General features: G+C 43.8%; 15 protein-coding genes. 10 read left to right on the plus strand and 5 right to left on the minus strand.

Features of this window, described 5'->3' with window-relative positions:
- Positions 1 to 218 precede the first annotated feature (218 nt).
- Positions 219 to 1,364, plus strand: coding sequence for a DUF6612 family protein (locus NSQ26_RS01070; protein ID WP_499718851.1), 1,146 nt, complete (start codon positions 219 to 221; stop codon positions 1,362 to 1,364).
- Between the two features lie 168 nt (positions 1,365 to 1,532).
- On the opposite strand, the gene NSQ26_RS01075 is transcribed toward NSQ26_RS01070, so the two are convergent.
- The 3 genes from NSQ26_RS01075 to NSQ26_RS01085 form a co-directional block, all read right to left on the minus strand.
- Complete coding sequence (locus tag NSQ26_RS01075; protein ID WP_090776359.1) at positions 1,533 to 1,835, minus strand: hypothetical protein; 303 nt, start codon at positions 1,833 to 1,835, stop codon at positions 1,533 to 1,535.
- Positions 1,835 to 2,053 (minus strand): helix-turn-helix transcriptional regulator, encoded by a 219-nt coding sequence (locus tag NSQ26_RS01080; protein ID WP_090776358.1) that lies wholly within the window; start codon positions 2,051 to 2,053, stop codon positions 1,835 to 1,837. The genes NSQ26_RS01075 and NSQ26_RS01080 overlap by 1 nt, the downstream gene beginning before the upstream one ends.
- A 129-nt stretch (positions 2,054 to 2,182) precedes the next feature.
- Positions 2,183 to 2,389, minus strand: coding sequence for a YgaP family membrane protein (locus NSQ26_RS01085; RefSeq protein ID WP_499718852.1), 207 nt, complete (start codon positions 2,387 to 2,389; stop codon positions 2,183 to 2,185).
- 132 nt (positions 2,390 to 2,521) lie between these two features.
- Between NSQ26_RS01085 and NSQ26_RS01090 the strand changes: the two genes are divergently transcribed.
- From NSQ26_RS01090 to NSQ26_RS01105, 4 genes are all read left to right on the plus strand, one after another.
- Positions 2,522 to 4,267, plus strand: a complete 1,746-nt coding sequence (locus tag NSQ26_RS01090; RefSeq protein ID WP_090776356.1) for an adenine deaminase C-terminal domain-containing protein — start codon at positions 2,522 to 2,524, stop codon at positions 4,265 to 4,267.
- Positions 4,268 to 4,325: 58 nt separating this feature from the next.
- Positions 4,326 to 4,628, plus strand: coding sequence for a YerC/YecD family TrpR-related protein (locus NSQ26_RS01095; protein ID WP_499718853.1), 303 nt, complete (start codon positions 4,326 to 4,328; stop codon positions 4,626 to 4,628).
- Between the two features lie 145 nt (positions 4,629 to 4,773).
- Positions 4,774 to 6,519, plus strand: a complete 1,746-nt coding sequence (ade, locus tag NSQ26_RS01100; RefSeq protein WP_499718854.1) for an adenine deaminase — start codon at positions 4,774 to 4,776, stop codon at positions 6,517 to 6,519.
- Between the two features lie 155 nt (positions 6,520 to 6,674).
- The gene (locus tag NSQ26_RS01105) at positions 6,675 to 6,767 is read left to right on the plus strand and encodes a putative holin-like toxin (protein WP_245701239.1); all 93 of its coding nucleotides are present in this window, start codon (positions 6,675 to 6,677) and stop codon (positions 6,765 to 6,767) included.
- A gap of 190 nt (positions 6,768 to 6,957) precedes the next feature.
- Here NSQ26_RS01105 and NSQ26_RS01110 read toward each other — a convergent pair whose 3' ends face one another.
- Both NSQ26_RS01110 and NSQ26_RS01115 read right to left on the minus strand, forming a co-directional pair.
- Positions 6,958 to 7,857 carry a hydroxymethylglutaryl-CoA lyase gene (locus NSQ26_RS01110; protein WP_499718855.1) on the minus strand — a complete coding sequence of 300 codons (900 nt, stop codon included), beginning with the start codon at positions 7,855 to 7,857 and terminating at the stop codon, positions 6,958 to 6,960.
- A 16-nt stretch (positions 7,858 to 7,873) separates the two neighbouring features.
- Complete coding sequence (locus NSQ26_RS01115) at positions 7,874 to 8,146, minus strand: hypothetical protein (RefSeq protein WP_090776353.1); 273 nt, start codon at positions 8,144 to 8,146, stop codon at positions 7,874 to 7,876.
- 186 nt (positions 8,147 to 8,332) lie between these two features.
- Here NSQ26_RS01115 and NSQ26_RS01120 point away from each other — a divergent pair, with 186 nt between their 5' ends.
- The 5 genes from NSQ26_RS01120 to NSQ26_RS01140 all read left to right on the plus strand — a co-directional run bounded on the left by NSQ26_RS01120 (position 8,333) and on the right by NSQ26_RS01140 (position 14,902).
- Positions 8,333 to 8,467, plus strand: coding sequence for a hypothetical protein (locus NSQ26_RS01120; protein ID WP_281241418.1), 135 nt, complete (start codon positions 8,333 to 8,335; stop codon positions 8,465 to 8,467).
- Positions 8,468 to 8,757: 290 nt separating this feature from the next.
- Entirely contained in the window at positions 8,758 to 9,453 is a 696-nt protein-coding gene (gene pcrB / locus NSQ26_RS01125; protein WP_090776352.1) for a heptaprenylglyceryl phosphate synthase, read from the plus strand.
- A gap of 15 nt (positions 9,454 to 9,468) precedes the next feature.
- Positions 9,469 to 11,661, plus strand: coding sequence for a DNA helicase PcrA (pcrA, locus tag NSQ26_RS01130; RefSeq protein WP_499718856.1), 2,193 nt, complete (start codon positions 9,469 to 9,471; stop codon positions 11,659 to 11,661).
- Positions 11,658 to 13,709, plus strand: coding sequence for an NAD-dependent DNA ligase LigA (ligA, locus tag NSQ26_RS01135; protein ID WP_499718857.1), 2,052 nt, complete (start codon positions 11,658 to 11,660; stop codon positions 13,707 to 13,709). The genes pcrA and ligA overlap by 4 nt, the downstream gene beginning before the upstream one ends.
- Positions 13,706 to 14,902 carry a CamS family sex pheromone protein gene (locus NSQ26_RS01140; protein ID WP_499718858.1) on the plus strand — a complete coding sequence of 399 codons (1,197 nt, stop codon included), beginning with the start codon at positions 13,706 to 13,708 and terminating at the stop codon, positions 14,900 to 14,902. Before ligA ends, NSQ26_RS01140 begins: the two co-directional genes overlap by 4 nt.
- Positions 14,903 to 14,970 lie beyond the last annotated feature (68 nt).

Below are 14,970 nucleotides of genomic sequence, written 5' to 3' on the forward strand. Positions count from 1 at the left end.
TTTTTAATAGATAAAGTCAGGAAATATGCTATAAAGATTGCATGAAGTAAATGACCGGTGTAAGATACAAGTAGGGTCGTTCAATTGCTTAGGAGTGCTAGCGCGGCATCTTGTACATATACTTGTGAAGAGGTGTTTTTTACAGAAACATACGTGTGATGACTTCGTTGCGGTTGATATGTCACGACTGTAGAATGAATGAAAAAGGGGAGAAAAAAATGAAAAAAAGCAAGTTTCTCATCGTTACTGCATGTGTTAGTGCGCTCACTTTAGCAGCATGTGGGGGAAGTAAAGAAAAGGACATTTTAGAAGAATCACAAGAGAAGATGAAAGCGCTGAAGAGTGTGCAGGTGGAGGAGGAAACTTCCAACACTAGTTCATGGGGAAGTTCTAAGAGCGCTAGTGTAACCAAATTTGTGCTTGATCCATTTGCTAGCCACACAGTGATGAAGACGGAAGAGAGTTATGAAGGAATGGAAGATGACGAGGATGCAGATGCAGGTCCACAGGAGTCCGAACAATATGTGACAGCTGACGGGAAGATGTATGACCGCGGTATGCTTGGAGAAGAAGATGGCTGGGAAATGATGGACTTTAGTGAAGAATTAGAGGGAAATGACAAAGATGATAGGGACATGTATGCTTCGTCCTATGTCAATAAACTTGCAGCATTTATCAAGTTTATTGATGATGTCCAGTATGAGGAAGAAGATGGTTTTCATGTATTCACCTTAGATTCAGGTGATGAAGCGTTGCTCGAATTTGCCAAAGCTGTCCCAGAGACTGGTTTAAACTTTGATGAAGACGCTGTGGGTGATATGGATAAAGAACATGTGGAAGCAATGAAAAAAATGATTGAGAATACGAAGCTGTCAGAGTCGAATGCGACATTGTATATTAATAAAGAGACAAAAATGCTCGAAAAAGTAAACTTTACGTTGCGTATGGAGCGATCAATGGATGGCATGACGGACAAATCTGCTTTGAAAAAGAAAATAAAGCTGTCTCAGTTCGATGAGATCGATTCTATCGAGGTACCGAAAGAAGTGGTAGATGGTGCGAAAGAATATGATCCTAATGCATGGGTTGAGGATGAATTGAAAGAGGCTGAGAAAATTCTGCAATCAGACGATCTTGAAGATGAAGAACGCCGGATGTGGGAGCGACAAAAAGAAACGTATGAAGCGATGCTTACATTTGACGGGGAATGGGGAACTGAGCAAGATATAGAGATGGTTGAGAAGTTCCTTAAAGATGAAAATCTTACAGAAGAAGAACGTAAGTATTTAGAAGAAGAGAAGAAGATGTACGAGGAAATGTTGAAAGAAGAATCAGAGGATGAGAAGGATACCAAAGACGAATAAACAGCAGAAAGCCGCGCGACCTATTGGCGCGGCTTTTCGTTTGAATTCAACCCATCGTTCTCCAAAAGTAACGAACGAACAGACTTGGAGTGGTCCTCTGCACCTCCGAGTCTGTTTTTGCAATAGTGGTGTAAAATAAGATAAGCACATACATATTAACTCCTTTTGCTATGAACGTCTATTAAACAGCCAAATGAGCACTGCATATAAAATATAAAGTCCTGTTACCATAAGCCAGACAGCTTCTTTGTATTGTTCAAAAGTCATTTCATAAAAATGGTCATTGGTAATCTCTAATAAAAACCAGCTTAATGGCAGAAGTGTTAGCGGGATTGAACCAGCCCGATTCAAAATTGCTTGTCCGCGCTCATCTTTTCCTTGTTGTCCCCAGGAGAAATAACAGGTGTAAATGACTGCCCAAAAGAAAATGCATACATATACAAGTGCAAATAAACCGTGCAATAATGCCATTACTCATCCCTCCCCTCTCGTTCATATTGAAAAACGTCATTTATATTAACTTGAAATAAATTAGCAATCTCAAAAGCGAGTTTGAGAGAGGGACTATAGCGATTTTTTTCTAAAGAAATGATGGTTTGGCGGCTAATATTTAAGTGAGAAGCGACTTCTTTTTGTGACCAACCGTGTTCAGCTCGTAGGACAGTAAGACGATTGTTAATATTCCCCATTGTGGCCTTCCCCCCTTCTTTTGTAATGTAACATATTTTTTACTTAAAGTAAAATTTTTTTTACACAGCACCTGTTTAAACATTAAAAAGCCGCCTCTTCACGTCATGAGGCGGCAATGGCTCTTGATTTTAATCTCGTTCATAACACCGCTTCCGCAATGCAACAAGCGGACAAAATCGTAGTGTTCCTTCTGCTGTTTTTTGTGCACCGAATAGGGCCATGATAAATGAAAAAGGACAGTATGGGCGTCGTGTGAAACGAGCCGCAGCCCATGCGAGTAGCGTTAGTCCAATCATCATACGGCATAACGCTTGAATCCGACTAATATTTGGCATAACATGACCTCCTTGAAATGAAAATGTCACAATTAGGCGAGAATGTAGATAGAAAATGTGTTACGATAAAGAGAGGGATGCTGAGTGGTTCTTCCCTTTGAAATGACTGTCGAAATGAAATGAGTGATAAAGATGACAACAGAACGTATTTATCGTTGGACGAAGACACGGTTGCGAACCCACCTCGATGTAGTGAAAGGTGAACGCGCACCAACCATCGTCTTAAAAAACGCAACATATTTAAATTACGCACGCCGAAAATGGGTGCGAGCAAATATATGGGTGGCAGATGACCGCATTGTGTATGTTGGAGAAGAAACGCCTGCGACTTCACCAGAGACAGAAATTGTTGATTGTACTGGAAAATATGTTGTACCTGGTTATATTGAGCATCATGCGCATCCGTTTCAATTATATAATCCCCATAGCTTGGCGGAGTATGCGTCGCTGCGCGGGACAACGACATTGATTAACGACAACCTGGTATTTTTTTTAAATTTAGGCAAAAGGAAAGCGCTTTCTTTGATTGAGAAATTGGATACGCTACCAACATCGATGTATTGGTGGGCGCGATATGATCCGCAAATGGAAATTGTCGGTGACGAAATGTTTTCGAATTCCAAAATGCGCGCGTGGCTTGAGCATCATTTAGTTGTCCAAGGAGGAGAACTAACTTCGTGGCCAAAAGTGTTGCAAGGCGATGATGTGTTGCTGCACTGGATGCAAGAGACAACACGGCTGCGAAAGCCAATTGAAGGACATCTTCCCGGAGCGTCTGAATCAACGTTGGCGCAGATGGCTTTGCTTGGTGTGACATGTGACCATGAGTCGATTACAGGAGAAGAAGTGGTGCGTCGTTTAGATGCTGGTTATACAGTGTCACTACGTCATTCCTCAATCCGCCCTGATTTGGCACAATTGCTCTCTGATATGCAAGCGCTTGGTGTTGATTATTTCGGACGCTGTTTGATGACAACCGATGGCTCATCGCCCTCTTTTTATGAAAAAGGTGTGATGGATCAGTGTATTTCGCTCGCATTGGAAGCTGGGCTCGATCCAATTGACGCCTACGGGATGGCATCTTATTATGTGGCGCGTTACTACCGGATGGATCATAAGCTCGGCATGATTGCGCCTGGTCGCATTGCACATTTGAATATTTTAACAGACGTGCATCACCCAATCCCAGCAAGTGTATTGGCAAAAGGACAATGGGTGAAAAAAGACGGCAAGAAAGCAAAAAAAGATGTCATCATTCCGTGGGCTGATTACGGTATTCGCCCCATTGCGCTGGATTTCGAATTAAAGGAAGAGGACTTAAACTTTTCCATGCCAATGGGAATTGAAATGGTGAATGCGGTTATTTTAAAGCCATATCAAACGGAAATCGAAACAGCCAGTGGCGAGTTAAGTCTTGAGCATGATGAGTCATATTTTGCGATGGTTGATAAAGATGGTAAATGGCTTGTCACAACAACATTGAAAGGGTTTTCTTCATCGGTCATGGGCTTAGCAAGTACGTATTGTTACACAGGTGATGTGATTTTAATTGGGAAGTCGATTGCGGAAATGATTCATGCATTTTCGGTATTAAAGGCACAAGGAGGCGGGCTTGTTATTGTCGAGAACGGTGAGGTCATTGGAAAGATGGTACTGCCGTTACTCGGGATGATGTCTGACAAACCGCTTGAAGAAGTAATGACCGAAGAGAAGGAGATTGTTTCGTTGTTACGGGCGCGTGGTTATAGGCATTCCGATCCAATTTATAGTTTACAGTTTTTCTCTTCTACCCATTTGCCATATATCCGAGCGACATCTCGTGGGATATATGATGTTCGTAAGCGAAAAGTATTGTTTCCTGCGGTGATGCGTGGATAAGTGGAACATGCTAAAATGAAGGAAAGGTGTATGGGCGACGGAAAGAGGTGTGATGGGTGTGCAAATTGACCGAGTGCGTGGAAAAGAAATGGATCAGTTTCTCAAAGCAGTGTTGTCATTAAAAAATATGGATGAGGCCTATGCTTTTTTCGACGACTTATGCACAATAAATGAGGTACAGGCATTCGCGCAACGTTTAGAAGTAGGTCGCATGCTCGCGGCAAAGTGTACGTACCAAAAAATTGAACTGGAAACAGGTGCAAGCACGGCCACCATTTCACGTGTGAAGCGCGCAATGCAACATGGGAATGGGATGTATCAATTGACACTGGACCGTGTTCTAGATCCAAAGCGGAAATAAAACGGATGAGGCTCGAACGAGGTATGTAATCTACTTCGATTGAGCCTGTTTTGATGAGGAAGAATTTTAAAACATTACTAAAACAATAGCGTATATTGATGAAATCAGATACAATAAATATTAAAAAAGTAAAAGGAGCCCTGAAATGACAGAAAAGGGGAATGATCTGACAGCAAGATTGGCAGTAGCTAGTAAACAAATGAAAGCAGATACATTAATTATTAATGGTAAGTTAATTGATGTTTTTACATTAACCATTAAGGAAGATGCGATCGCCATTGTTGATGGTGTCATTGTTGGGATCGGTGATTATACAGATGCAGTGGAAATCATTGATGCGAAAGGACGCTATATTTGCCCAGCGCTCATTGATGGACATGTTCATATTGAATCAGCGATGGTCACACCAGAGGCGTTAGCAGAAATCCTCGTCCCACGTGGGGTGACAACAATTATGGCTGATCCACATGAGCTTGCCAATGTCGGTGGGGTCCCTGCGGTTGAATACATGGTCCAAGCAGCACGTGATTTGCCGCTTAATGTAAAAATGATGGTGCCCTCAAGTGTTCCGGCAGCTTCATTCGAAGAGAATGGTGCCACCGTGACAGCAGGAGACGTGGCAGCATTATTTGCAACAGATGGTGTATATGGTCTTGGAGAAGTGATGGATTATCCAGCTGTATTAAATGGAGATCCGCAAATGCTTGCGAAGTTGCAGGCGGCAAAAGAGCATGGTGCGCCCATTGATGGACATGCGGCTGGACTGCCAGAGGAGGCGTTAAATGCATACGTCACAGCAGGCATTTACCGTGATCATGAAGCAGTGACCAAGGAAGAAGCAGAAGCGCGGATCAGTCTCGGCATGTATGTTCTTATGCGTGAAGGAACAGCAGCTCGAGATGTGGAAGCGTTACTCCCAGCCGTCACGCCCGCGAATGCGCGGCGGTTTGCTTTTGCAACAGATGACAAACATTTAGACGATCTCATTGAAGAAGGTAGCATTGATTTTAACGTTAAAAAGGCCATTTCTCTCGGGATGGAGCCACTCCAAGCGATTCAAATTGCTACATTGAATACCGCAGAATGTTTTAACCTACAGGAAAAAGGAGCGATCGCGCCAGGGAAAGAAGCGAGTTTTCTATTTCTATCTGATTTGGACTCATTTAGCGTAGAAGAAGTTTATGTGCGCGGGCAGCGTGTTGCCGAACAAGGAAGGCTGGTTCAGCCAATTCGGGACCGGCAACCAGTCCCATCCCCTCTCTTAAATAGTGTTCATGTCGCACCGTTTTCACTAGCAGACCTTGCGCTGCCATTACAGGGAACGGGACAAGCTCATGTCATTTGCGCATATCCAGGCTCGATTGTGACAGAAAAAAGAGTTGCGACTGTACCGATGACACTAGATGGACAATTTTGTCCGGATGGCACGTATGTGAAGCTCGTTGTCGCCGAACGTCATCGCGCGACTGGAAATATTGGTGTCGGCATTTTACAAGGAATCACATTTACTTCAGGTGCGCTTGTTTCCACCGTTGCCCATGATTCACACAATATTATTGCGTGCGGAACGGATGATGAAAGTATTTACCATGCGATGCAACATGTGATGGAAATTGGTGGCGGAATGGCAGTTGTGCAAGGGGACAAAATACTGGCGTCATTACCGCTGAAATTAGGTGGACTCATGTCTACGGAGTCAGTTGGCGTTGTAAAAGAACAACTCAATACACTCCAGGCTGCCCTAAAACAAATTGGTTATGAAGCGGAAAAGGACCCATTTTTGACATTGGCATTTTTAGCGTTACCGGTTATTCCGTCATTGAAATTAACTTCGCGTGGACTGTTTGATGTAGAGAAGTTTGCGTTTATTGATGTGGCGGTTAGTGAGTAATCGTACGACCGAAAACGACAAATAGCCGCACCTTGAGGGAGATGCTATTTGTCGTTTTCACTTGCGAAATGTTGTACACTGTGTGTTATACTAAAATGAGTTGAATAGACCATAATGAGGGCTGGCGTCATCTCCTGCGAAAGGAGGTGAGGCGTATGCTGACGGTATTTGAAACGTTATCGCTTATGATTTTGTTCGCGATGTACACGGTTCACGTCCTGTCACATGCAAAAGACAAAGAAAAATAAGCCCTCGTAACGAGTGCCTAGCTCTGGAGAGGGCTTACTGTTCACTTTATTGACGCTAGCGCCAAATGGTGATTCAACGCGCCAGTCGATGTATGACATCGGCTGGTCTTTTTTATTATATGCATTATATGATCATTATACACTTGCTATGACTAGATTTTCAAGTGTTTGCAACGAATGATATACATTTTCACGCCTCTGTTTGCGTACAGCTATTTTTTGGCACGTGCATCACCATACCAGGTAGTTTCTTTCCCATCCAAGTTTCCACTTGCTTTGCAATAGGGATGAGAGATTGTAAATCTATGCCGGTGTTGAGGTTGCTTTGCTCGAATAAATGAACGAGGTCTTCTGTACACACATTACCGACAGCATTCGGCGCGTACGGGCAGCCCCCAAGTCCACCGATCGACGCATCAAAATACCGCACCCCTGCTTCGTAGCCAGCAAGGGCATTTGCGAGCCCTAAGCCCCGTGTGTTATGAAAATGAAGGCCGAGGGTAATGTCTTGTCCAAAGGCGTGATCAAAGGCACGAACCATTTCTTTTACTTGGTAAGGGTGTGCCATCCCTGTTGTATCACCGAGTACGATGTGAGAGACGCCGGCGGTTAAAAATGATTCAGTCATGTGAAGGACATCTTTTTGACTTACTGCTCCGCTAAATTGACAACCAAAAGACGTGGCGAGAATGGCGGTTACTGGGAGGTGTGCGCTTGCTTCTTTTGTTGCGGGCAGTAGTTGGGAAAGTCCTTCTTTTACGGAACGTTTCGCATTTTTTTGATTGAATGCGTCGCTGACAGCAATAGAAACGTGTAAATGGTCAATCGATGTTTTGAGCGCTCGTAAAATGCCGGTTGGATTTAATGCAAGTCCAGCGACAATGACGTGTGCAGGTGTGTTCCAATTGGCGAGCACTTCTTCTGCATCTTTCATTGCAGGAACTAGTTTAGGATGCACAAATGAAACCGCTTCCAGTTTTTTTATGCCTGTTGCAGCCAGTTGATCAAGCAGTGTAACTTTTTGTTCAGTTGTCAGTAAGACGGGTTCGTTTTGAAGCCCGTCCCGAACCCCAACTTCACAGATGACCATCATCATTCCTTCTTTCTCAATGGACTTGTAAGCTTAAATATCTAAAGAAAGTTACAGCAGACATCAGCAGTAGACCAATTAAATAAATGATCAAGGTTTTACGGGTTTGCGTATCATCATTTTTTAATATGTGCAAAATGAATAACGCAATCAATATAATATTAAGAAGCGAGACGAGGAAAAATCCAATCAAGGTCGTATATAATTGGGTAGAAGTGATGCCGATAAGGTTGATGACGAAACCGGCTAAAAACAAAAACAAGTAAGTGATCTTTAATGGCGACTTCATAAACTGCTCCTTAGTAAAAATGAATTACATTTATTTTAACATGGGGGAGATACAAATCGTCAATACTGTTTTGTCTTTTGCAAGAGATTTTTGATGACGCACGAAGAAAACTTTACGTGTTTTTCATATTGTCTCTACTTTTTGGGCATATACTGAAAGTGAAGGCTGAACGGAGGGGGCGCGTGCATGAAAGAAGAGGCTCGTTGCGATGGTGTATCGGAGCATATTTTCGTTGGTGCAGGTTGGGCGCTTTTGCTGAGTATACCGATGTGGGGTGGGATCATTTTTTTAGGCATGTTATTATGGCATGTATGCATGTGACGTTAAAAAATTGTTGACACTGATAATGATATTCGTTATCATTTAGAGGTGCAGAGGTTGGTGCAATAACAGTTCTGAAGCAAGGGCTGTTCATCGCTGTCTCTGACTTCTAAGATAAGATCCCCTTTTCACCTTTGCCTGCATATGGTAAAGGTCTTTTTTAGTTTTCTGTAAAAGAATTTTCTAAAGGATATGAGACGACATTCCCCGCGAAGTTTGGTATAATGACAGGCAAGAACGAACATGCGTACCGTCATGTTTGAAGGTGCAGTGAAAAGAGGATTTTGTACATGAAATATTATGATGAATGGCGTCATGTTTTTAAATTAGATCCAAACAAAGAAATAGATGATGACGCGCTTGCATTGGTATGTGAGTCAGGGACAGATGCGGTGATTGTTGGTGGCACGGACGGTGTGACGCTTGATCGTACGCTATCGTTGCTCGCGCGAGTGCGCCGTTTTCCAGTTACGTGTGCGCTGGAAGTATCGACGCTCTCAGCAGTGACCCCCGGGTTTGATCATTATTTAATCCCCGCTGTCATGAACAGCACCGATGTGAAGTGGTTTGTTGGAAAGCATCATGAAGCGGTGAAAGTGTATGGTGAGTTGATAGATTGGGAAGAAGTGCTTGTGGAAGGGTATTGTGTGTTAAATGATAAGGCAAAAGTAGCGCAAAAAACAACAGCTAATACGGCGCTTACGACAGAAGATGTGCTCGCCTATGCCCGTCTTGCTGATAAAATGTATCGCTTTCCGTTTTTCTACTTAGAGTATAGTGGTGTGCTTGGATCGAAGGCACTCGTGGAGCAAGTACGTGAAGTGTTGACAGAGACAAAGCTGATTTATGGTGGTGGGATTAAAACGGCAGCGGAGGCAGCGGCGTTTGCGGCTTATGCCGATGTTGTTGTTGTCGGTAACGCCATTTATGAACAATTGGAAGAAGCGCTAAAAACGGTCGAGGCTGTGCGCGCGCAAAAGGCATGATAAGGTGGTGGTCATATGCAGGAAACAACGATTGAACAAATGATTGCAAAGTTAAATGAGCGTCAACAGCAAGCAGTCCGACATACGGAGGGACCACTTTTACTTATGGCTGGCGCTGGGAGTGGGAAAACACGTGTACTAACGCACCGTATTAGTTATTTGTTGCAACATGTTGGCGTGAAGCCGTGGTCTGTCCTTGCGATCACATTTACGAATAAAGCCGCAAATGAGATGAAAGAACGGGTGGCATCGCTCGTTGGTCCACCAGCAGAAGACATTTGGATTTCAACGTTTCATTCGATGTGTGTACGGATCTTACGACGTGATATTGACCGGATTGGCTACGAGCGGAATTTTACGATCTTAGATACGTCTGACCAAATATCGGTCATCAAGCAAATTTTAAAAAAGCAAAATGTTGACCCTAAAAAATTTGCACCTAAAGCGTTGTTAGGTACGATTTCCAGCGCAAAAAATGATTTGAAAACGCCAAAGCAATTTTTAAAAGAGGCGACGGACTTATATGCACAAGTAGCAGCCGATGTATATATTGACTATACAGAGCGCCTGCAGCAAAATAACGCACTAGATTTTGATGACTTGATTATGAAGACGATTCAATTGTTTCACGATGTACCAGAAGTGCTCGAATTTTACCAGCGTAAATTTCGTTACATTCATGTTGATGAGTACCAAGACACGAACAAAGCGCAGTATCAGCTCGTGCAAATGTTAGGTGCATTATCACGGAATGTGTGCGTTGTTGGTGACGCCGATCAGTCGATCTATCGTTGGCGCGGGGCAGACATGACGAATATTTTATCATTTGAAGAAGATTATCCAGATGCAACGGTCATTTTATTAGAACAAAATTACCGCTCAACAAAAACGATTTTACAAGCTGCAAATGAAGTCATTGCGAATAATATGACGCGGAAGCCGAAAAATTTATGGACGGAAAATGATGCTGGTGCGAAAATTCGGGTGTATGAGGCAGAAACAGAACAGGACGAGGCCATTTTTGTGACGGGAGAAATTGTGGACGCTGTCCGTCAACGGGGTTATGAATATCGGCATATTGCCGTATTATATCGCACGAATGCGCAATCTCGTATGATTGAGGAGCAATTTGTCCAGTCTAATATTACTTATCAAATGGTTGGTGGGACAAAGTTTTACGAGCGAAAAGAAATTAAAGATATGCTTGCTTACTTGCGGATTGTATCAAACCCAAATGATGACATGAGTTTTCAGCGGGTTGTCAATGTGCCAAAGCGTGGGATCGGTCTGGCGACGGTTGAAAAAGTTGCTACGTATGCTGAAATGAATGACATGTCAATGTTTGCCGCATTAGATGAGTTAGAACATATTGGTATCACAGCGCGTGCGCGAACGAAGTTACTGGAATTTCGCGACTTGGTAAGGCAGTGGATGCGGCTACAGGAGGAAATTTCTGTCACCGAATTAACTGAAGGATTGCTAGATACAACCGGTTACCGACAAATGTTACAAAGTGAACAAACAATTGAAGCGAATTCGCGGTTGGAGAATATTGATGAGCTTTTAACAGTGACACAAGCATTTGAAGGGCGGAGCGAAGATCGGAGCTTAGTCGCATTTTTGACGGATTTGGCACTTGTGGCAGATATTGATCAGCTTGATGAAGATGAAAAAGAGAACCAATCAGCAGTAACATTAATGACGTTGCACGCAGCAAAAGGGTTGGAATTTCCGCTCGTCTTTTTAATTGGGATGGAAGAAGGTGTCTTCCCACATAACCGATCTTTGTTTGACACGGAGGAAATGGAAGAAGAGCGCCGTCTTGCCTATGTCGGGATGACGCGAGCAGAGAAGGAATTGTATTTAACGAGTGCGAAAATGCGGACGTTGTATGGGCGAACGCAAGTGAACCCTCGTTCTCGTTTTATTAGTGAAGTACCCACCACATTGCTTAATACGCAGGCAAAAGATGAACCTTTTTTACAGTCTGTTTCTGCGTCTCCTTTTATACGGACGCGTCCAGTGACGACAGGTGGAGAAAGATTCGCATGGCAGACCGGTGACAAAGCGCGCCATAAAAAATGGGGTGTTGGTACGGTCGTTAGTATTAAAGGAGACGGCGATGATGTCACATTAGATATCGCCTTTCCATCGCCAACGGGAATGAAGCGGTTGTTTGCAAAATTTGCTCCGATCACGAAAGAATGAGGAAGGTAGGGAAAAAGGTGGACAAGCGTGAAGCAGAAGTGAGATTGCAGCAACTTAAGAAACAGTTAAATAAATATAATGAGCAATACCATGTACATGATGCGCCGGAAGTGTCTGATGTCGTGTATGATCAATTGTTTCACGAGCTGCTTGCATTGGAAGAAGCATTCCCGTCGCTTGTAACTGATGATTCCCCGAGCACTCGGATCGGGGGAAAACCGCTTAAAGCTTTTACAAAAGTGCACCATCGTGTACCGATGTTAAGCTTAGGGAACGCGTTTTCTTCACAAACACTACGTGAATTTGATGAGCGCATTCGTCACGCATTAGAGGAAGATGTTGCTTATGCATGTGAGTTGAAGTTTGACGGTTTAGCTGTGTCTCTCACATACGAAGAAGGTAGACTGATCCGTGGAGCCACGCGGGGAGACGGGACAACAGGTGAAGACATTACGCGTAATTTAAAGACGATTACAGACATCCCGCTCGTCCTTAGGCAGCCTGTCTCTATCGAAGTGCGTGGTGAAGCGTATATGTCAAAAAAAGCTTTTGTGGCGCTGAATGAAGCACGTCTCTTAGCTGAAGAGGCGCCATTTATGAACCCTCGGAATGCCGCGGCAGGATCACTGCGGCAACTTGATCCGAAGGTGGTGGCAAAACGAAAGCTTGCTTTTTTTGCTTACGGGCTTGTTGGAGAAGGACTAGGTGCCCCAATATCTCAATATGAGCGACTACGTTATTTACACCAACTAGGCTTTAGGGTGAATAAGGAGGCTGCGCGTTGTGAAACAATTGACGACGTGATTTCTTACGTTGAAAAGCAACAAGTCGCGCGACACGAGTTGCCGTATGAAATAGATGGGGTTGTTGTGAAAGTTGACGCGCTCCCACAACAAGAACGGTTAGGTTTTACCGCGAGAAGCCCACGCTGGGCGATCGCATTCAAATTTCCAGCAGAAGAAGTGACGACAACATTGCAGGCGATTGAATTAAATGTCGGTCGAACAGGCGTAGTGACACCGACAGCCCAACTGGCGCCAGTACTCGTTGCAGGGACGACAGTCCAGCGGGCATCACTTCACAATGAAGACTTCATTCGGCAAAAAGATGTACGCATTGGTGATACGGTCATGATTAGAAAAGCGGGCGATATCATTCCAGAAGTTGTTGCTGTTGTAGAGGCGCAGCGAACCGGAAAAGAAAAAGTGTTTGAAATGCCACGTGTATGTCCGGAATGTGAGAGTGAGCTTGTCCGTCTAGACGAAGAAGTCGCTTTACGGTGCATCAACCCAATGTGTCCAGCACAAATTCGTGAAGGCATGATTCATTTTGTCTCGCGTCAAGCGATGAATATTGATGGTGTGGGCGAGAAAGTGATTAGCCAACTGTTTGCCCATAACTTGATTCAGGATGTATCTGACTTATATTGTTTAGATAAACAAGCGTTGCTAGCGCTCCCGCGTATGGGTGAAAAATCGGTCACACATATGCTTCATGCAATTGAAGCATCGAAGAAAAACTCGCTTGAGCGCTTAATTTTTGCACTAGGTATTCGTTTCATTGGCTTCAAAGCATCCCAGACGTTGGCACGTACATTTAAGGCGATGGATGAGCTTAGAACCGCCTCGGAAGAATCGTTAATTGCAGTTGAGGAAATCGGTGCAAAAATGGCTGCATCGCTCGTGGCGTATTTTTCAAATGAAAAAGCGCAAGCACTGTTAGAAAAGCTGCGCGCGTACGGTGTAAATATGACCTATTTAGGTGCCACAAGTGAATCCGTATCCTCCGATACCATTTTTGCAGGAAAAACGGTTGTATTAACGGGGAAATTAACAGCATGGACACGAGATGAAGCAAAAGAGGCAATCGAAAGGCTTGGTGGCAAAGTGACAGGCAGTGTGAGTAAAAATACAGACCTCGTCATTGCCGGTGAGGATGCAGGATCAAAGAAAACGAAAGCAGAGAGTTTAGGAATAGACATCTGGACAGAGGCTGATTTCAGTGAGGCGATAGCAAGATTGACGGAAAAGGAGACGGAATCGAAATGAAACGCTTGAGTATCATGGGGCTTGTAAGTATGCTCATTTTATCTGGTTGCGGTTGGTTCGAGTCAAAAGATAAACAAGAGAAACAAAAAGAAGTGATGCCTACAGAGGACCTTGATGTGACTTCAACTGTTGAGGCAGCAGAGGGTTATTATCGGAGCATTCGTAAAGACGGGCAATATGTTCATGGAGACACGAGGGGGGTAGGTGCTTCTTCTGTCACGACGCAAACTGATTTAAATTGGTTAGAAATGGGATTGCAACAAATTGCCCAAGAACACTTCGATATTGAACATTATTATTTTCAAGAAGGTGCCTACATTCAGCGCGAGGAAGTAGAGGCGTGGTTGAAACGAGACGGGGAAGGGGAAGAAGAAGCAGCTTCTCTTGGATTAAATCCCCCTCTAGGTGAAGGTGATAGTCGGAAAAAGCAAGAGGAGAATAGCCCATTAATTGTGTCTCGGCTGCTAGAGCATAATTATGTAACGAAAGATAAAGACGATGTGTACGAGATGGGTGGGATTGTCATTGGAATTGCACTGAATCAAGTGTATCAATACCGCTTTAGGGACGACAATAATAACGTTGTTACAGGCAAAACAGAAGTTGAGAAAGCAGAGCGAGAGAAAAAAGGCATGGAAGCCGCTGAAAAGATTGTTCAACGTATGCGTGAAAAACCACTCAATCCAGAGGCGTCTGAAGGAGAAGAGGGTCCGACGTTGGCAGATGTGCCAATTGTGATTGCATTATTTGAGGAATCTGAAGGACAGTCTGTAACGACCGGTCATTTCTTCAAAGTAGCTGTAGACACGCCAGGAAAAGGGCTTGAGTGGTCTGACATCAAGCAAAGAAATCTTTACTTCCCTTCAGCAGCAGCAACGGAAGAAAAACGTGACGATGCTGAGCACTTCGATCGTTTTCAAGAAGAAATTCAAGCATTCTCTGAAAATCAAGTTGGTGTCGTTGGGCGTGCGCGCTATGAAAACAACCACCTTGCAAAATTGGTTATCGACTTAAACATCCAATACCATGGTAAGACTGAAGTGGTCGCGTTGACGCAATATGTGGCTGAACTAGTGAAGAAGTATTATAAAAACGCCCTTGTCGATGTCAATGTGTCGGCAATGACAGGGGAGCTAGAAAGCGTCATTTCGCATGAACCGAAGAAAGAGCCGTTCATGTATATTGTCAATTAAGTATGTGGAAGTAATTATTTGCGGCATTTTGTTGCCTTTTTGCACCTGCATTGGTATCATGAGTCATA

This window comes from Bacillus sp. FSL W7-1360 (assembly GCF_038592975.1).
In the GTDB taxonomy this organism is placed as follows: domain Bacteria; phylum Bacillota; class Bacilli; order Bacillales; family Bacillaceae_D; genus Shouchella; species Shouchella lonarensis.